This window comes from Nocardia sp. NPDC058518 (genome assembly GCF_042719655.1).
Lineage (GTDB): Bacteria > Actinomycetota > Actinomycetes > Mycobacteriales > Mycobacteriaceae > Nocardia.
Genome location: NZ_JBHXNJ010000029.1, coordinates 12,618 through 29,436, shown reverse-complemented (window position 1 = coordinate 29,436; position 16,819 = coordinate 12,618). Strand labels below are relative to the sequence as shown.

General features: G+C 66.9%; 16 protein-coding genes and 1 tRNA gene. 11 read left to right on the top strand and 6 right to left on the bottom strand.

From position 1 onward, the window contains the following. Positions 1–60: 60 nt before the first annotated feature. Both ACFWPX_RS33015 and ACFWPX_RS33010 read left to right on the top strand, forming a co-directional pair. The gene (locus ACFWPX_RS33015; RefSeq protein WP_378918598.1) at positions 61–303 is read left to right on the top strand and encodes a hypothetical protein; all 243 of its coding nucleotides are present in this window, start codon (positions 61–63) and stop codon (positions 301–303) included. A 134-nt stretch (positions 304–437) separates the two neighbouring features. After that, on the top strand, positions 438–1,112 hold the full coding sequence (locus ACFWPX_RS33010) for a Crp/Fnr family transcriptional regulator (RefSeq protein ID WP_040703546.1): 675 nt from the start codon (positions 438–440) through the stop codon (positions 1,110–1,112). 169 nt (positions 1,113–1,281) lie between these two features. On the opposite strand, the gene ACFWPX_RS33005 is transcribed toward ACFWPX_RS33010, so the two are convergent. From ACFWPX_RS33005 to ACFWPX_RS32995, 3 genes are read right to left on the bottom strand one after another with little or no spacing between them, the layout of a single operon-like run. Next, entirely contained in the window at positions 1,282–2,076 is a 795-nt protein-coding gene (locus ACFWPX_RS33005) for an MBL fold metallo-hydrolase (protein WP_378918600.1), read from the bottom strand. 9 nt (positions 2,077–2,085) lie between these two features. Further along, the gene (locus ACFWPX_RS33000; protein WP_378918602.1) at positions 2,086–2,547 is read right to left on the bottom strand and encodes a RidA family protein; all 462 of its coding nucleotides are present in this window, start codon (positions 2,545–2,547) and stop codon (positions 2,086–2,088) included. A gap of 2 nt (positions 2,548–2,549) precedes the next feature. Continuing rightward, the gene (locus ACFWPX_RS32995) at positions 2,550–2,711 is read right to left on the bottom strand and encodes a DUF4177 domain-containing protein (protein ID WP_266297640.1); all 162 of its coding nucleotides are present in this window, start codon (positions 2,709–2,711) and stop codon (positions 2,550–2,552) included. Between the two features lie 59 nt (positions 2,712–2,770). Here ACFWPX_RS32995 and ACFWPX_RS32990 point away from each other — a divergent pair, with 59 nt between their 5' ends. After that, positions 2,771–3,808 (top strand): ArsA family ATPase, encoded by a 1,038-nt coding sequence (locus ACFWPX_RS32990; RefSeq protein WP_378932022.1) that lies wholly within the window; start codon positions 2,771–2,773, stop codon positions 3,806–3,808. Continuing rightward, the gene (locus tag ACFWPX_RS32985; RefSeq protein WP_378932020.1) at positions 3,805–4,938 is read left to right on the top strand and encodes an ArsA family ATPase; all 1,134 of its coding nucleotides are present in this window, start codon (positions 3,805–3,807) and stop codon (positions 4,936–4,938) included. The genes ACFWPX_RS32990 and ACFWPX_RS32985 overlap by 4 nt, the downstream gene beginning before the upstream one ends. Before the next feature lie 113 nt (positions 4,939–5,051). Here ACFWPX_RS32985 and ACFWPX_RS32980 read toward each other — a convergent pair whose 3' ends face one another. Then, a complete protein-coding gene (locus tag ACFWPX_RS32980) occupies positions 5,052–5,375 on the bottom strand; it encodes a WhiB family transcriptional regulator (RefSeq protein ID WP_056821932.1) in 324 nt (107 codons plus the stop codon). Between the two features lie 372 nt (positions 5,376–5,747). On the opposite strand from ACFWPX_RS32980, the gene ACFWPX_RS32975 reads away from it, so the two are divergent. Continuing rightward, positions 5,748–8,126, top strand: coding sequence for a penicillin-binding protein (locus ACFWPX_RS32975; RefSeq protein WP_378932018.1), 2,379 nt, complete (start codon positions 5,748–5,750; stop codon positions 8,124–8,126). A gap of 48 nt (positions 8,127–8,174) precedes the next feature. Here the strand turns inward: ACFWPX_RS32975 and ACFWPX_RS32970 are convergent, their stop codons facing one another. Further along, on the bottom strand, positions 8,175–8,639 hold the full coding sequence (locus ACFWPX_RS32970) for a GatB/YqeY domain-containing protein (protein ID WP_378918610.1): 465 nt from the start codon (positions 8,637–8,639) through the stop codon (positions 8,175–8,177). 122 nt (positions 8,640–8,761) lie between these two features. Between ACFWPX_RS32970 and ACFWPX_RS32965 the strand changes: the two genes are divergently transcribed. From ACFWPX_RS32965 to atzF, 5 genes are all read left to right on the top strand, one after another. Further along, positions 8,762–9,724, top strand: a complete 963-nt coding sequence (locus tag ACFWPX_RS32965; RefSeq protein ID WP_101464816.1) for a metallophosphoesterase — start codon at positions 8,762–8,764, stop codon at positions 9,722–9,724. Between the two features lie 50 nt (positions 9,725–9,774). Further along, positions 9,775–11,280, top strand: a complete 1,506-nt coding sequence (locus ACFWPX_RS32960; RefSeq protein WP_378932016.1) for a hypothetical protein — start codon at positions 9,775–9,777, stop codon at positions 11,278–11,280. 67 nt (positions 11,281–11,347) lie between these two features. After that, positions 11,348–11,421: transfer RNA gene (locus tag ACFWPX_RS32955), tRNA-Pro, on the top strand. 383 nt (positions 11,422–11,804) lie between these two features. After that, positions 11,805–12,509, top strand: coding sequence for a GntR family transcriptional regulator (locus ACFWPX_RS32950; RefSeq protein ID WP_378918614.1), 705 nt, complete (start codon positions 11,805–11,807; stop codon positions 12,507–12,509). A gap of 26 nt (positions 12,510–12,535) precedes the next feature. After that, complete coding sequence (atzF, locus tag ACFWPX_RS32945; RefSeq protein ID WP_378932014.1) at positions 12,536–14,233, top strand: allophanate hydrolase; 1,698 nt, start codon at positions 12,536–12,538, stop codon at positions 14,231–14,233. Here the strand turns inward: atzF and ACFWPX_RS32940 are convergent. Beyond that, positions 14,190–14,858 carry an arsenate reductase ArsC gene (locus tag ACFWPX_RS32940; protein ID WP_378932012.1) on the bottom strand — a complete coding sequence of 223 codons (669 nt, stop codon included), beginning with the start codon at positions 14,856–14,858 and terminating at the stop codon, positions 14,190–14,192. The two genes, atzF and ACFWPX_RS32940, sit on opposite strands and share 44 nt — an antisense overlap. A 730-nt stretch (positions 14,859–15,588) precedes the next feature. Here ACFWPX_RS32940 and ACFWPX_RS32935 point away from each other — a divergent pair. After that, complete coding sequence (locus ACFWPX_RS32935) at positions 15,589–16,815, top strand: APC family permease (RefSeq protein WP_378932010.1); 1,227 nt, start codon at positions 15,589–15,591, stop codon at positions 16,813–16,815. Positions 16,816–16,819 lie beyond the last annotated feature (4 nt).

Sequence of the window (16,819 nt, the reverse complement as noted above, 5' to 3'; positions counted from 1 at the left end):
TGCCCGGCCAGTTTGCCCGCTGTGTTCCATCTGAGACCTGGACCGTGTTTACTGCCAGTCATGCAAGGACTCGCTGTGGTGCTCTTCCCAGTGCTGTTGATGCTGTTCGCGCTGGGGATGGAGCGGGTCGAGAATCGGCTCCGAAAGCTTCTCGAACCCGACGAAGAGGTTCAGCAGTACCTGGACAGCGCCAGCAACGCCGAAGTGAAAGAGCTGACGAAGCTCGGCCTGCCCGCCGCCGTGGCGCGCGTGCGCAAGCGCCGTTCCCGAACCTCCGAAATGGACGTTGCCCGGGCGAGCTAAACGATCGATTCACAGAGCGCAATCCACTCTTTACGTGGTGTCTGTCACTGCGGTGCCGGAATGCCGCGTAGACTGCGCGGTTGGTCGATTCGCTCGACCAGGTTCGCAAGCCATATCCCATAAGGAGCACATTCGTGGACGAGGCCCTCGCCAGAGCAGGCATCTTCCAAGGCGTCGAGCCCACCGCGGTGGCCGCGCTCGCCAAGCAGCTGCAGCCCGTAGATTTTCCGCGCGGCCACGTCATCTTCAACGAGGGCGAACCCGGCGATCGGCTGTACATCATCACGACGGGCAAGGTGAAGATCGGCCGACGGTCCCCGGACGGCAGGGAGAACCTGCTGACCATCATGGGTCCGTCCGACATGTTCGGTGAACTGTCGATCTTCGACCCGGGCCCGCGTACCTCGACCGCAACCACGGTCACCGAGGTCCGCGCCGTGACGATGGACCGCGACGCTCTCAAGTCGTGGATCGATCAGCGCCCCGAGATCGCTGAGCAGCTGCTGCGCGTGCTGGCACGACGCCTTCGCCGCACCAACAACAACCTCGCCGACCTGATCTTCACCGACGTGCCAGGTCGCGTCGCCAAGGCGCTGCTGCAGCTCGCACAGCGTTTCGGCACCCAGGAAGCGGGCGCGCTGCGCGTGACCCACGACCTGACCCAGGAAGAGATCGCCCAGCTGGTCGGTGCTTCCCGGGAAACCGTCAACAAGGCGCTCGCCGACTTCGCTCATCGCGGGTGGCTGCGCCTCGAGGGCAAGAGCGTGCTGATCTCGGATTCCGAGCGTCTGGCACGTCGCGCTCGCTGACGTTCGAACACGAAGTCGTCCCGGTACAGCGGGGCCGCGTATGTGTGTGGGCTCACGAGGAGAGGGCCTCGTCCACACCATCGCGGTTTCGTCGTGCCGGGACATCTGTGTTCTACCCCGGACATAGCTCGATCGCCGACGGAGCAAACGCGTCGGCGATCGAGTGGGTTCAGTTCTGTTCGGCCCGCAGGTATTCCAGCTGCGCGCGCACGGAACTGCGCGCGGCGGGCCACAGCCGCTTGTCCACATCGGCGTACACCTTGCGGACCACCGCGAAAGCGCCCGCGTCGGAACCCAGTTCGACCAGCGCGGCCCGCACCTGGTCGAGCCGCTCGCGCCGATGGTCGAGGTAGTACTGCGCGACCGGCGCCACGTCGGGATGATCGGGCCCGTGCGCGGGCAGCAACGCCTTGCCCGCACCCAGCTCACGCAGCTTCTCCAGCGACGCGAGAAAGCTTGCCAGCGCGCCGGGAGCTGATTCGAGCACGGTGGTGCCACGGCCGAGGACCGTGTCACCGGTGAGCACCGCGTCGTCGAGCAGCAGGCTCACCGAATCGGTGGTGTGTCCCGGCGTGCCGAGCACCGTGATCCGCAGGCCGGCGGCCTCGATGACCTCGCCGTCGGCCAACGGCACGACCGCACCGCGCAGATACGCCGGATCCACCGAACGCACCGGCGTCCCGGTGGCCTTCACCAGGTGATCGATACCGCCGGTGTGATCGTGATGGTGATGGGTGATCAGGGTCAGCGCGATCCGGCCGCCGGTGGCCTCGACGATGTCGGCGGTGTGTTTCTTGTCCTTCGGTCCCGGGTCGACGACCACGTAGGAGTCACTGTCCGGACCGCGCAGCAGCCAGGTGTTGGTGCCGTCGAGCGTCATCTGACCGGGATTGTCGGCCAGTAGTACCGATGCCGTCGGGGTGACCTGTCTGACCTGGCTGTACGCGGGATGTTCCAGTGCCATGGCGGCTGCCTAACTAACCTCGACGATCAATTCCACCTCGACGGGCGTGTTCTTGGGCAGTTCCGAGACGCCGACCGCCGAGCGCGCGTGCACGCCCGCCTCGCCGAACACCTCACCCAGGAACTCCGACGCGCCGTTGATCACGATCGGCTGATCGCTGAATCCCGGCGCCGAGGCGACGAATCCGACGACCTTCACGATCCGCACCACCTGGTCGAGCCCGACCAGATCGTGCACGGCCGCGAGCGCGTTCAGCGCGCACAGCCGGGCCGCCTCCTTGGCCTGCTCCACATCCACCTCGGCCCCGACCTTGCCGACCGCCGACAATTCACCGTCGACGAAGGGCAGCTGGCCGGAGGTGTACACCAGCGAACCGGTGCGCACGGCGGGGATGTAGGCCGCGACAGGCGCGGCGACCGGCGGCAGCGTGACACCGAGCCGGTCGAGCGCGTCCTTCCACGCGGTGGCCACGGCTACTTCTGCCGCTTCAGGTAGGCGACATGCTGTTCGCCGGTCGGTCCGGGCAGCACCGAAACCAGTTCCCAGCCATCGGAACCCCACTGATCGAGGATCTGCTTGGTCGCGTGCGTCAACAGCGGCACGGTCGCGTACTCCCAACGGGTGACTTCACTCATGGGGAGAGTTTAGGGCTCACCCCGAACACGTGAGAGAAACGGGTTATAGGCTCGGCGACGTGGGAGCACCAACAGCAGAGCCGGTTTCGTCGGTTCCCGGACCGTCGACCGGATGGCCACAGCGCGCGGCCAAGGCCCGCTTGCACTACGTGACCGGCAAGGGAGGCACCGGCAAGTCGACCGTTTCGGCCGCACTCGCACTCGCGCTCGCCGCGGGGGGACGCAAAGTGCTGCTGGTCGAGGTCGAGAGTCGCCAGTCCATCGCGCAATTGTTCGACCGGCCACCGTTGCCGCCCACCGAGACCCATATCGCCAGCGCCGACGGCGGCGGCGAAGTGACGGCGCTGGCACTGGACATCGAGTACGCGTTCCTCGAATACCTCGACATGTTCTACAACCTCGGCTTCGCGGGCCGGGCGATGCGCCGGATGGGCGCCATCGAGTTCGTCACCACCATCGCGCCTGGTCTGCGCGATGTGATCCTCACCGGCAAGATCAAAGAATGCGTGGTTCGCACCGGCAAGGACGGCAAGCCCGCCTATGACGACATCGTCGTCGACGCGCCGCCGACCGGCCGGATCGCCGGGTTCCTCGACGTCACCACGGCCATGGCCGAGATCGCCAAGGGCGGCCCGATCGCCTCGCAGGCCGAGGGCGTGTCCAATCTGCTGCACTCCGATCAGACGATGATCCACCTGGTGACGCTGCTCGAGGCGCTGCCGGTGCAGGAGACCGCCGACGCGATCGCCGAACTCACCGCCGACGATCTGCGGATCGGCACGGTGATCGTCAACCGGGCGGCCACCGCCGAACTCACCCCCGCGGTGCGCGACACGGCCGTGGCGGGCGAGCTCGACACCGCCGCCATCGCCGCAGGCCTGGCGAAGGCCGGGATCACCCTGTCCGAATCCGACTTCGACGGCCTGATCGCCGAAACGGTCGATCACGCGATCGTGCTCACCGCGCAGAACGCGAGCGCCGCCGAACTGGCGCAGATCGATGTCCCCCAGCTGTCGCTGCCCGCCCTCGGCGACGGCATCGACCTCGGTGGCCTCTACGAACTGGCCGAACAGCTATCCGCGCAGGGAGTCCGATGAGCGAGCACGTTTCCACCCCGCCCTTATTGGACGTTTCGAAGATCATCGCCGATCCGAACGCCAAGGTGATCGTGTGCTGCGGGTCCGGCGGGGTCGGCAAGACCACCACCGCGGCCTCGATCGCGCTGCGAGCGGCGGAATCGGGCCGCAAGGTGGTGGTGCTGACCATCGATCCGGCGCGCAGGCTGGCGCAGTCGCTCGGCGTGGCCGAGCTGGACAACACCCCGCAGCGCGTGGAACTCCAGCCCGAGGTGCCCGGCGAGCTGCACGCGATGATGCTGAACATGCGCCGCACCTTCGACGACATGGTGCTCGAGCACACCAGCGCCGACAAGGCCGAGCAGATCTTCGCCAATCCGATCTATCAGACGGTGGCGTCCTCGTTCGGTGGCACGCAGGAGTACATGGCGATGGAGAAGCTCGGCCAGCTGGCCGCGCGCAAGGAGTGGGACCTGATCGTGGTCGACACTCCGCCCTCGCGCAACGCGCTGGATTTCCTCGACGCGCCCAAGCGGCTCGGCACGTTCCTCAACGGCAAGATGATCCGGTTGATCATGGCGCCGGGGCGCGGTGTCGGCCGATTCGTCACCGGGGCGATGAGCCTGGCGATGCGCGGGGTGTCGACCATCGTCGGCGGGCAGATGCTCAAGGACGCCTCGACGTTCCTGCAATCGCTGGAATCGCTGTTCGGTGGGTTCCAGGACCGGGCCGAACGCACCTTCGCGATGCTGTCCCGGCCGGGCACCCACTTCCTGGTGGTCGCCGCGCCCGAGCCGGACGCGCTGCGCGAGGCGTCGTTCTTCGTCGACCGGCTCTCGACCGAGAAGATGCCGCTGGCCGGTCTGGTGCTGAACCGGACGCACCCCGCGCTCTCGGAGCTGTCCGGTGATCACGCGCTGACCGCGTCGGACCAGCTGGCCGATTCGGACCCGCTGACTGCCTCGGTGCTGCGCATCCACGCGGACCGGGTGTCGACGGCAGCGCGGGAGCGGCGGCTGCTGCATCGCTTCACCGGTGCGCATCCGCGCGTGCAGATCGTCTCGGTGACGGCGCTGCCCTTCGAGGTCTCGGACCTCGAAGCACTGCGCGCGGTCGCCGATCAGCTGACAGGTACCCCGGCTTCGGCCTGATCGATTCAGACAAATCCGCTATAGCTCACAATCCGGTAACACTCACGAACGGCGCCGATTCCGCAAACCACGCGGTCTCGGCGCCGTTTGTGATAACGGTCCGGTCTCGTCTGCTAGATAGCCACCTGGTGCTGCCGCTGGGCGTTGAAGAATTCGGCCCACGACGTCACGTCGGGATGCTGTTTGAGCAGCGCACGCCGCTGCCGCTCGGTCATCCCGCCCCACACACCGAACTCGACCCGGTTGTCGAGCGCATCAGCACCGCACTGCATCAGCACCGGGCAGTGACGGCAGATCGTTGCCGCCTTGCGCTGGGCCGCACCGCGAACGAACAGCTGATCAGGGTCCACTTCCTTGCATCGCGCCTGGGCAACCCAAGCGATCCTTGCCTCGGCCTGCTCTACATCCAGTCGAGCGATGGGGGTTGTGATGTGCATTTGATGTGCCCCTTTGCAGTCCGAACACCGTTGTGCGGCGCTCCAGAATCGCGAGCGCGGATCACAGCAACCCAACTACCGCTGCGTCCCGCACCACATTCCACTTTGAGTGTTAGCTCTATCACACTGGGTTCTCAATCTAGGTAAAGGTATGGCGGTTACGCAAGACCGCCCCCTGATTTTTTGGTACGGGCGTCCATTCAAATCCGGCCAGAACGGCGCAGTAGTGCTGTTCACCGGCGTGGCCGGTCGCGACACGCCGATGTGATCATTTTGTTGACACGCCCGAGCAACCCCCCTGGCACCGCCCGGACATTCCCCATCGAGCAGCACAGCAGTGAACCTCGCCACGCCACCCCTTAGTCTGGGCTGGTGCCGATCACTCAAACGCTCGCGAGGCTGGCCGGCAGCTGCGCGCTGGCCGCCGTGCTTGTCGCTGGGCTGTTGTTCCCCTTGGCCGGTGGATTCGGGTTCATCTCCAACCGCGCCGCCGATGCCGTCGACAATGTCTCAGCCGAACTGGTGGAGGGCACCGTCCCCGCCGTTTCGACCATGGTCGACGCGAACGGGTCGCCCATGGCGTGGCTCTACGAGCAACGCCGCTTCGAGGTGCCCAGCGATCGCATCTCCAACAACATGAAGCTGGCGATCGTGTCCATCGAGGACAAACGCTTCGCCGACCACAAGGGCGTGGACTGGCAGGGCACGCTGCGCGCGTTCCTCACCAACACCTCCTCCGGTGCGGTGCAGCAGGGCGCGTCGACCCTGGACCAGCAGTACGTGAAGAACTTCAACCTGCTCGTGGTCGCCAAGACCGACGCCGAACGCCGCGCCGCGATCGAGACCACACCGGCGCGCAAGCTGCGCGAGATCCGGATGGCGCTCACGCTGGACCGCGAACTGTCCAAGGACGAGATCCTCACCCGCTACCTGAACCTGGTGCCCTTCGGCAACGGTTCCTACGGCGTCCAGGACGCCGCCCAGACCTACTTCGGCATCGACGCGGCCCAGCTCAACATCACCCAGGCGTCGATGCTGGCGGGCATGGTGCAGTCCAGCTCCAAGCTGAACCCCTACACCAACGTGAACGGCGTCACCGACCGCCGCAACACCGTGCTCGACACGCTGATCCAGAACATCCCGCACCGCGCCGAGGAGTTCCGCAAGGCCAAGGCCGAACCGCTCGGTGTGCTGCCCGAGCCCAAGGGTCTGCCGCGCGGGTGCATCTCGGCCAACGACAAAGGCTTCTTCTGCGACTACGCGCTGCAATACCTGGCCGAGGCCGGGATCAGTCGCGAACAGATCGACAAGGGCGGCTACCTGATCAAGACCACCCTCGATCCGGTCCTGCAGGAATCGGTGAAGCGTTCGGTGAACGAGCAAGCCGACCCCAACCTCGACAACATCGCCGAGGTCATGTCGGTGGTCGCGCCCGGTCAGGATTCGCACCCCGTTCTCGCGATGGCGTCGAGCCGCACATACGGCCTCAACCGCGACGCGAACGAGACGCTGCTCGGCCAGCCGTACTCGCTGGCCGGTGACGGCGCCGGCTCGATCTTCAAGCTGTTCACCACCGCCGCCGCGATGGAGAAGGGCCTCGGAATCGCCGCCCAGGTGGATGTCCCCGGTACCTACGCAGCAAGGGGCATGGGCTACTCGAACTCGCCGGGCTGCCCGGCCGACTCGTGGTGCGTCAAGAACGCGGGCAACTACCCGGGATCGATGTCGGTGACCGACGCGCTCGCCACTTCGCCCAACACCACCTTCGTGAAAATGATCCAGGACGTCGGCGTCGAGGCCGCCGTGGATATGGCTGTGCGCCTCGGCATGCGGGCATACACCGAACCCGGCACCTCCGGCCACGGCAACTCGAGCCTGGCCGACCACATCAAGAACAACAACATGGGCTCGTTCACCCTCGGCCCGTTCTCGATCAACCCGCTCGAGCTGACGAACGTGGCCGCCACACTGGGCTCGGGCGGCAAGTGGTGCCCGCCCTCGCCGATCAAGGAAGTCCTCGACCGCAGCGGCAAGACCGTTCCGCTCACCCAGCAGGCCTGCGAGCAAGTGGTCGACCCCGGCCTGGCCAACACCCTCGCCAACGCGATGAGCAAGGACGACATCAGCGGTACCGCCGCGGGCGCGGCGCGTGCCGCGGGTTGGGCGGCGCCGATGTCGGGCAAGACGGGCACCACCGAGAGCCACCGTTCCTCGGCGTTCCTCGGCTTCACCAACTCGCTGGCATCGTCGGTCTACGTCTACGGCGACAGCCCGACCCCCGGCGAGATCTGCTCGTTCCCGCTGCGCAACTGTGGCGCCAGCGATGCGTCCGGCCTGTTCGGCGGTAATGAACCGGCCCGCACCTGGTTCAACGCCATCAAGCCGCTGATGGACCGATATCCGCCTGCCGCGCTGCCGCCGCTGGACGACAAGTACGTCCGCGGCGCGAACAACTCCCAGGTCCCCGATGTCGCGGGCAAGTCGCAGGGCGAGGCCACCTCGATCCTGTCCGGTGCCGGCTTCCAGGTCTCCGCGGTGACGGGGGCCGGTTCGCAGGCCAAGGGCACCGTGATGGGCAGTTCCCCGAACGGCTCGGCCATTCCGGGCTCGGTGGTCACGATCTACATCAGTGACGGGACTGTCCGCGTACCCCCGCCGACGACTCCCCCGCCCGCCGCGCCCGCACCGGTGATTCCGGGGCTGCCGCAGATTCCGCGCCTGCCACCGATCCCCATTCCGGTGCCGCGCTAGTCACACGGATAAGGCCGCCGTCCGATTCGGACGGCGGCCTTGTTCGTTTCAGAGCCGGGCTTTGACCGCGGCGGAGATTCGCGAACCGTCGGCCTTGCCGCCTGCCAGCGCGGTGGCGGCCTTCATGACCTGGCCCATCTGCTTCATCCCGGGGCGCGCACCGAGCTCCTCGGCGACCTGGGCGATCGCGGTATCGGCGACCTCCGCCACCTCGGCGTCGTCGAGCTGAGTCGGCAGGTACTCCTCGATGATCTGTTCTTCGGCGCGCTCGTTCGCGGCCAGTTCACCGCGACCGTTCTGCTCGTAGATCACCGCCGCTTCGTTGCGCTTCTTCGCTTCCTTCTGCAACAGCGACACGACATCGGTATCGGAGAGTTCGTGTGCCTCCGTACCGGAGACCTCGGAAGTCTGGATAGCGGCGAGCAGCATCCGCAGGGTCGCGAGACGCAGTTTGTCCTTGGCTTTCATCGCGGTGGTCATATCCGCGCGCAGCTTGGCTTTCAGTTCCGACATGCGGTTTACCGTAGTCGTTCACCCTGTGGAGTCCCATCACATTTTCGTCGCGACGGAAATTCCAGACCGTTTGTGCGGAAACACACGCGCCGATCCGGGAGGGGGTCGCCTATGCTGGGCAAATGCCCGTTATCTCGACGTCCGCTGTCCGCCGAACCGCGTTGGGAGCCGCCGGGGCCGCCGTCGCAGGCATCGGCTACGCCACGCTGATCGAACGGAACGCGTTCGTCCTGCGTGAAGCCACGATGCCGGTGCTCGCGCCCGGTTCGCCGACGTTGCGCATTCTGCACGTCAGTGACCTGCACATGATGCCGGGCCAGCAGCTCAAACAACAGTGGCTGCGCGAACTCGACCGGCTCGAACCCGACCTGGTCGTGAATACCGGCGACAATCTTTCCCATCCCAAGGCCGTGCCCGCCGTGGTGCAATCTCTCGGTGCGCTGCTGGCTCGACCTGGCTTGTTCGTGTTTGGTTCGAATGACTATTTCGCGCCGGTGCCGAAGAATCCGCTGAAGTATTTCAAGAAAGATCACCGTCGCGTCTACGGTGATCCGCTGCCGTGGAAGGACCTGCGCGCGGCATTCACCGAACGCGGCTGGCTCGACCTGACCCACACCCGGCGCGACCTCGAAGTGGCGGGTATCCGCATCGCCAGTGCCGGCGTCGACGACCCGCACCTGCAGCGCGACCGCTACGACACCGTCGCGGGCGCACCGAACCAGCTGGCGCAGCTCAGCATCGGTGTCACGCACTCGCCCGAGCCGCGCGTGCTCGATCGTTTCGCCGAAGACGGCTACGACCTGGTGCTGGCCGGTCACACCCACGGTGGGCAGCTGGTCGTTCCCGGTTACGGCGCGCTGGTCACCAACTGCGGCATCGACAAGTCCCGCGTGAAGGGCGCCTCCCAGTGGGGCGAGCACACCCAGCTGCACGTCTCGGCGGGCATCGGCACCTCACCGTGGGCGCCCTACCGCTTCTGCTGCCGACCCGAAGCCACGCTGCTGACATTGGTCGGCGCCCAGCCCAAGCGGCCCTCCGCCGACACCGGCTTCGGCATTTCGACCTCGGAGGCCGTCGCCCGCTAGGGTCTGGCTCCGAACGACATTTGTCATTGAGGTGTCATCAGGAGACGACCGTGAGCAGTGGACCCGACGACCCGACCGTATCCGGCGGGCCCGGCGCACCGAACCAGCCCGACCAGCAGTGGCAGCGGCCCGGTTCACCGGATCCGGCTGCGGGACAACCGAATCCGGGCACACCCGACCCCACCGCGGTCTGGACGCCGGGCAGCACCGGCCTGCCGCCAACGCTGCGCTGGGACGGCTCCGGCCCACCGCCCGGGCTCCCCGAGCCCACCTCGTGGGCTCCCGCGGGTCCGCAGGATTGGCAGGATTCCGGTAATCCTCCTGCGGGACAACAGGGTCCACCGCCGGGGCAGGGCGACCCGACCCAGCTCCGTCAGCCGGGCGCACCTTGGCCGGGCGCGAATCCGCCTGTGGGCCAGCCGGGTTCGAATCAGCCATGGCAGCCCGGCATGAATCCCCCGGCGGGACAACATCCTCCGGGCCAGCAGTGGCACCCCGGGGGTCCGCAACCGGGCATGAATCCTGCCGGACACCAGCCTGCGGGCCAGTGGGTGCCTCCCGGCCAGCAGTGGGGTGCCCCCGCCGCGGGTAGCCCGCAAGCTTGGGGTGCGGCTGATCCGCAACAGCCTGGTCAGCAGCAGTGGGGCACACAGGCGGGACATGCCGATCCGACCAGGGTCGGCGCGCCGAGCTGGCAGCAGCCCGCGCCGCAGCAATACGGCGAAGTCCCCCCGCTGGACCACCGCGGCGTCCAGTCCTACGGCCAGCCCTTCCCGCCCGGTCAGAAATCCGGAAACAAGGCGGCGATCTGGGCCGCGGCAGGTGTCGCGGCGCTTCTCCTGGTCGGCGGCACCATCACCGCGGTCGCGCTGACTCGCGGCGACGACGCACCGACCACCAACGCCGGCGCCACCCCGTCGATGGTCAGCGCCCTGTCCACCACTCCCAAGCCGACCTCGTCGAGCAAGTCCGAACCCAGCACGACCACCCCCGCCCCCACGGGTGCCGCGTCGAACCGCAAACCCCTCATCGAGGGCTACCAGGTCGTCGCCTCCCCCGACCGTGGTGCCGCCTACGACGTCCCGGCAGGCTGGAAAGTCGCTACCGAAACCACCATCGGCGGCGTCGGCGAACCGCCCGGTGACTCCGTGATCGGCAAGGGCTACGCCTCCGACGGCCGCGACTACTGCCCCAACTCCACCCGCACCATGTCGCTGCTCACCGGTTCCAAGAACGCCGACAACGCCGCGGCGGGCGCCGAACTCGGCACCAAGGCCGCCCCCCTCGCCTACCAGGGCTCCAAGGGCACCCCCGGCCCCGCCCAGCCTCTGAAGTCGATCGACGGCAGAACCGAGGGCATGTTCACCGAGACCACCGGCACCGTCCCCGCCCCCAAACCCGGCTGCGCCGCCACCTACTCCGTCTACACCTACGCCTTCAAAGGCGCCAAGGACGGCAGCTTCGTCATGGTCATGATCGCCGACACCGGCGTCCCCGGCGCCATCGACGTCGCAGCGGCCAAGCGCATCTTCAGCACCATCAGATCCCTCGACTAACCCCCACCTGACCAGCCAATTTAACGTTTCACGACCCCACGTTGTAAGCTACTTCAGGTTCGCCTCACGGGGTGTGGCGCAGCTTGGTAGCGCGCTTCGTTCGGGACGAAGAGGTCGCAGGTTCAAATCCTGTCACCCCGACGTGTTGGTTGAGACACAGAAGAGCCCCTGATCAGTTCACTGGTCAGGGGCTCTTCGCTTGTCTGTGGGGGTTTGCGGTCGAGGGGGTTCGGCCAGCAGATGGTGATGGCCGTGAGGAAGATCAGGCCGAGGATGAGGGCCAGGATGGTGGGGCTCATGGGGTCGCCCTTCCGGGGTGAGCGGAGTGGGAGCGCGGCGGTGGGCTCGTGGTTCGAGTGTGGGCGTCCGCGTGGCGGGTGGGGTTGCCTGCGTGTTCGGGGTTGGTTGAGAAGTTCTCCCTTCGCGAGGCTCGGCGTGGTGAGGGTGCCGGTGTGAGCAAGGGATAACGTGGCGCTTACTTTCTGTCACTTGATAGAAATTCGCGGTCGATAGCGTATACACCCATGTCGACAAGGGTGGATGCACCGGGCGATGGCTCGGGACGGCCGTTGCGTGACGTCGTGTATTCGACGTTGCGGGGGGAGTTGATGAACGGCGACATCCGGTTCGGGGAGCGACTCACCGAACCGAAACTGTCGACCAGGTTCGGGATCTCCCGCACGCCGGTTCGGGAGGCGCTCACGATGCTCTGCTCGGACGGGCTGTTGCAGCGTGAGGAGTTCGGGTTCAGTCCGGTGCGGCCGAGTGTGGCGCGCATTCGCGATCTCTACGAGCTGCGGCTGACCCTGGAGCTGGGTGGGATGACGCGGGTGCGGGTGGATCCGCGGCTCACCCACGACGCGGCGCTGCTGCGCACCGAACAGGAGAAATGGCTGGCTCTACAGGCCGACCCGCCCGCCCAGGAGCCGGGTTTCGTCGTCGTCGACGAGGAATTCCACGTCGCGCTGCTGACCGCGGCGGGCAATGCCGAGATGGTGCGCGCCCTGGTGGCGGTGAACTCCCGGATCCGGCATGTGCGCATGTACGACTTCATGATCAACAACCGCATCGAGACCACGATCAGCGAGCACCTCGGCATCCTCGACGCGGTTCTCGCCGACGACCTCACGCTGGCTCAGCAGCTCTTGCACACCCACATCGGCGATTCGCTGGATGTGGTGCTCGAGCGCATTTCGCGTGCCGTTGCCGCCATGTCCCTCAGCGAATAGAGCCCTCAGTGATCACAGGAGCGTCAATGTCTCTAACCCCGACCGCGCGGGTCGCCGCCGCCTACGCGCGGATCGCCGAGGTGGATCGGCCCGAGGTCTGGATCACGCTGCGGTCGCAGGAGGATCTGACGACCGAGGCCGTCGATCTGGAACGCCGTGTCGCCGCGGGCGAGAAACTCCCGCTGGCAGGTCTGCTCCTCGCGGTGAAGGACAACGTCGACGTGGCGGGGTTGCCCACCACCGCCGCCTGTCCTGAATTCGCCTATACGGCAACGGAAACCGCCGCTGCTGTGCAGCGTCTGGTCGCGGCGGGCGCGCTGGTTCTCGGCAAGACCAACCTCGACCAGTTCGCCACGGGGCTCGTCGGCACTCGCAGCCCCTACGGTGCTGTGCGCAATGCGCTGCATCCCGAATTGATCTCGGGTGGTTCGAGTTCCGGCTCGGCGGCGGCTGTCGCGCTCGGCATCGCCGACCTCGCCATCGGCACCGATACGGCGGGCTCGGGTCGCGTGCCCGCCGCGTTCCACGGAATCGTGGGCATCAAGGCGACCCTCGGCGTGATCCCCACCCATGGCGTCGTCCCCGCCTGCGCCGACTATGACGCGGTCACCATTTTCGCCGCCGACCTCGACCTGGCCGTCACCGCAGCAAAGTTGATGACGGGCAAGGATTCTCGAGATCCACGTAGCCGCGAATGGCCCGCTGACGTCCGCCTCGCGGTATCCGCCGATCCCAAGATCGCAATCCCCCGGCCCGAAGATCTCGAGCCCCTGAACCCGGCCTACCGCACAGCCTTCACCGAAACTGTTGCAGCCCTGCATAATCAGGGGCTCCATATCACCGAAATCGACATCTCCCCACTTCTCGACGCAGCCCGCCTGCTCTACGACGGCGCGATGGTAGCCGAGCGATACGCGGCGGTCGGCGAGTTCGTCGACAAAGGCGCCCTCGGGCTCGACAAAACCGTCGCTGGAATCATCGGTGCCGCAAAAGAACTCGACGCCCATGCTTTCGTCCATGATCTGGACACCCTGGCCAGAGCACGCACCACCGCGGCGACACTGCTCGCCGACTTCGACGGTCTCCTACTCCCCACCACCACCGAGCACCCGTCGATCGCCGAAGTCGAAGCCGACCCACTGGCGATCAACCGCCGTCTCGGCACCTACACAAACTTCTGCAACCTCCTCGACCTCGCGGCCGTCGCGGTCCCCGGAAAGCCCACCACCGACGGCCTCCCGTTCGGCGTGACGGTCGTAGTCCCCGCCTTCGCCGACCAACTCGCCGTCGACCTGGCCGCCCGCATCACCGACACCCCGGCACCGCTACTCGTGGAAACCGGTGTGCCCCTCGCGGTTTTCGGCGCACACCTGCGCGGCCAACCCCTGCACTGGCAACTCGAACACCTCGGCGCCCGCTTCGCAGGCGAGATCACCACCAGCGACGCCTACCGACTCACCGCCCTCGACACCACCCCGCCCAAACCCGGACTGGTCCGCCACGGTGACGGGCAGGGCGCACCGATCCTCGGCGAACTGTTCCTGGTCTCCCCGGCGGGCATCGGCCGATTCCTCGCCGAACTACCGCCGCCGATGGCCCTGACCAGCATCGATCTGTCCGACGGACGCGCGGTGGTCGGCTTCGCGTGCAGCTACGACGCCGCCGTCGCCGCCACCGACATCACGCGGTACGGGAGCTGGGTGGCGTATCTACGGGATCGATGACGTCGATGCCGAGCTCGGCGAGCAGGCCCGTCACGCGATGACCGATGTCATCGCGGATGGGCCGCACATGCTCGACCTCCAGCCCGGCCGGATCCTCGATGATCCATTCCTCGTAGCGCACCCCCGGCACCAGCGGACACGTGTCGCCGCAGCCCATCGTGACGATCACGTCGGCGGCGCGGATGATCTCGTCGGTCCACGGCTTCGGATACTCGCGCGAGATATCGACGCCGACCTCTTCCATCACCGCCACGGCGGAAGGATTGAGCTGCCCGCTCGGCACCGACCCGCCCGACCAGGCCACCGCCCGACCCAGCGCCAAGTCCTCGAAGAAGCCGAGCGCCATCTGCGAGCGGCCCGCATTGTGCGTACAGAGGAACAGCACCGTCGGGCGCGGCTGGGCCACCTTGCCCTCGATCTTGGCCAGCGCCTGCAAGCGCTGCCGCCCGAATCGCTCGGCCAGCAGCGGTAAGTACAGGGTCACCGTCGCCCTGGCGGCGAAGTCGTCGTAGGAGGAATGCAGGAAACGATGGATCGTCTCCGGCTCGAACATTGTCGCGAATTCTTCGCGCAGCCGCACCTCAGCACGGTCGAGCGCGTCGGAGTGCTCCGCAATATCGACCACCCCACAACCCTTACCCGAATCCGGGCCATACGCAAACGGCCGGGCCGATCACCCCTCGATCAGACCGGCCCGGTCCGCATACCCGACGACACGTCATGGAACATTCCCGGCCCAGCCCGTCGGTGTGGTTACCGTCGGCAGTGCGTCTTCAGCGTCTGGAAGAGCCACCTTCTGGTCTGCACCGCCGGGTCCGACCGATCACCCCTCGAGACCGATCGGACCCGGTTGTTCCGGTGTCTGAAGCAACAATGCGGTGTCGGTCTCTAGAGCTTCTTAAGAACAACTTGTCGGCAAACGCGCGTCGTCGGCGATGATGGAAGTACCGACGCAAGGAGAACGACGATGGAAACCGCGATCGTCTGGTTGCTGGCAAGCATCCTGTACTGGTTCAGCAACTTCTGACCCCTGACACCGACCACGAAAGAGCCCGGAACCAGGCCCTTCGCCCCGCTATGACACGAGGCAGGTACGCCTTTCGCGGTACCTGCCTCATGCGTTGCGCGGATCACATCGAGCCGTCGGAATAGTTCACTGCCTGCCGCGGTTGAACACGGGAGTCGACGTCCGAACAGCCCCGGGCCTCACCCCTTTGTCGCTACGAGCGACCACCCGCCGAGAGGCGCTTGTGGGGCGTCGGCCCCAGCGAACGCCGCCAGGTCACCCTCATCGACCTGGCGGCGTTTGTCTTGTCCGGGTCGCGGGCCCTTCGCCCATGCTCGAGGATGGGCCTATGACTTCGGATGGGCGGTTGCGGCGGGGGTTGGGGTTGGGGGACTCGGTAGTCGTGGGGTTGGGGGCGATGGTGGGGGCCGGGGTTTTCGCGGCGTTGGGTCCTGCGGCAGGGGTGGGTGGGTCTTGGTTGCTGGTGGCTTTGGGGGTGGCCGCGGTGATCGCCTATTGCAATGCGATGTCTTCGGCGCGGTTGGCCGCGCTGTATCCGGTGTCCGGGGGGACGTATGTGTACGGGCGGGAGCGGTTGGGGGCGTTTTGGGGATACTTGGCGGGGTGGGGGTTCGTGGTGGGGAAGACGGCGTCGTGTGCGGCGATGGCGTTGACGGTGGGGAGTTACGCGTGGCCGGAGCAGGCGCACGCGGTGGCTGTGGGAGCCGTGGTGCTGGTGACGGGGATCAACTATGTGGGAGTGCAGAAGTCGGCGTCGGCGTCGCGGGTGATCGTGGCGGTCGTGCTGGCGGTGCTGGCGGTGGTTGTTGTGGTCGGGGTCGGTGGGAGTCATACGGAGGCAACGGTTCTCGACAAGGAGATCGGGCCGTATGGGGTGTTGCAGGCGGCGGGGTTGTTGTTCTTCGCGTTCGCGGGGTACGCGCGGATCGCCACGCTCGGAGAGGAGGTGCGTGAGCCGGAGCGCACAATTCCGCGGGCGATCATGCTCGCATTGGCGGTGGCATTGGCGGTGTACGCCCTGGTCGCGGTGGCCGCGTTGCTGACGTTGGGGTCGGGTGGGCTGGCGGCGGCGCGTGATCCGCTCGCGCAGGTCGTCGAGGCGGCGGGGGCCGGCTGGTTGGCGCCCGTGGTGCGGGTGGGTGCGGTGCTGGCGGCGGCGGGTTCGCTGCTGGCGTTGATCTTGGGGGTTTCGCGGACTTCGCTGGCGATGGCGCGTGACGGCCATCTGCCCAAGGGGTTGGCCGAGATCCATCCGAAATACGCTGTCCCGCATCGGGCCGAGCTCGCGGTGGGTGTGGTGGTCGCGGTGCTCGCGGCGACGGTGGATCTGCGGGCGGCGATCGGGTTCTCGTCGTTCGCGGTGCTCGCGTATTACCTCGTCGCCAACCTGTCGGCGGCCACACTGACCGCCGCCGAGGGTAGGCCGCAACGCTGGGTTCCGGTGCTCGGCGCGGTGGGTTGTGTGGTGGTCGGGTTCGCGTTGCCGATCGGATCGGTGCTGGCCGGGCTCGCTGTGCTCGCGGTTGGTGCTGCGGTATATGGGATTCGCGGTTGATTCC

Excerpts from the sequence above, each read along its gene's own strand:
- ACFWPX_RS33015 (WP_378918598.1), top strand. The coding sequence starts at position 61 with ATGCAAGGACTCGCTGTGGTGCTCTTCCCAGTGCTGTTGATGCTGTTC.
- ACFWPX_RS33005 (WP_378918600.1), bottom strand. The coding sequence starts at position 2,076 with ATGGCACTGGAACATCCCGCGTACAGCCAGGTCAGACAGGTCACCCCG.
- ACFWPX_RS32995 (WP_266297640.1), bottom strand. The coding sequence starts at position 2,711 with ATGAGTGAAGTCACCCGTTGGGAGTACGCGACCGTGCCGCTGTTGACG.
- ACFWPX_RS32985 (WP_378932020.1), top strand. The coding sequence starts at position 3,805 with ATGAGCGAGCACGTTTCCACCCCGCCCTTATTGGACGTTTCGAAGATC.
- ACFWPX_RS32980 (WP_056821932.1), bottom strand. The coding sequence starts at position 5,375 with ATGCACATCACAACCCCCATCGCTCGACTGGATGTAGAGCAGGCCGAG.
- ACFWPX_RS32970 (WP_378918610.1), bottom strand. The coding sequence starts at position 8,639 with ATGTCGGAACTGAAAGCCAAGCTGCGCGCGGATATGACCACCGCGATG.
- ACFWPX_RS32965 (WP_101464816.1), top strand. The coding sequence starts at position 8,762 with ATGCCCGTTATCTCGACGTCCGCTGTCCGCCGAACCGCGTTGGGAGCC.
- ACFWPX_RS32950 (WP_378918614.1), top strand. The coding sequence starts at position 11,805 with ATGTCGACAAGGGTGGATGCACCGGGCGATGGCTCGGGACGGCCGTTG.
- atzF (WP_378932014.1), top strand. The coding sequence starts at position 12,536 with ATGTCTCTAACCCCGACCGCGCGGGTCGCCGCCGCCTACGCGCGGATC.
- ACFWPX_RS32935 (WP_378932010.1), top strand. The coding sequence starts at position 15,589 with ATGACTTCGGATGGGCGGTTGCGGCGGGGGTTGGGGTTGGGGGACTCG.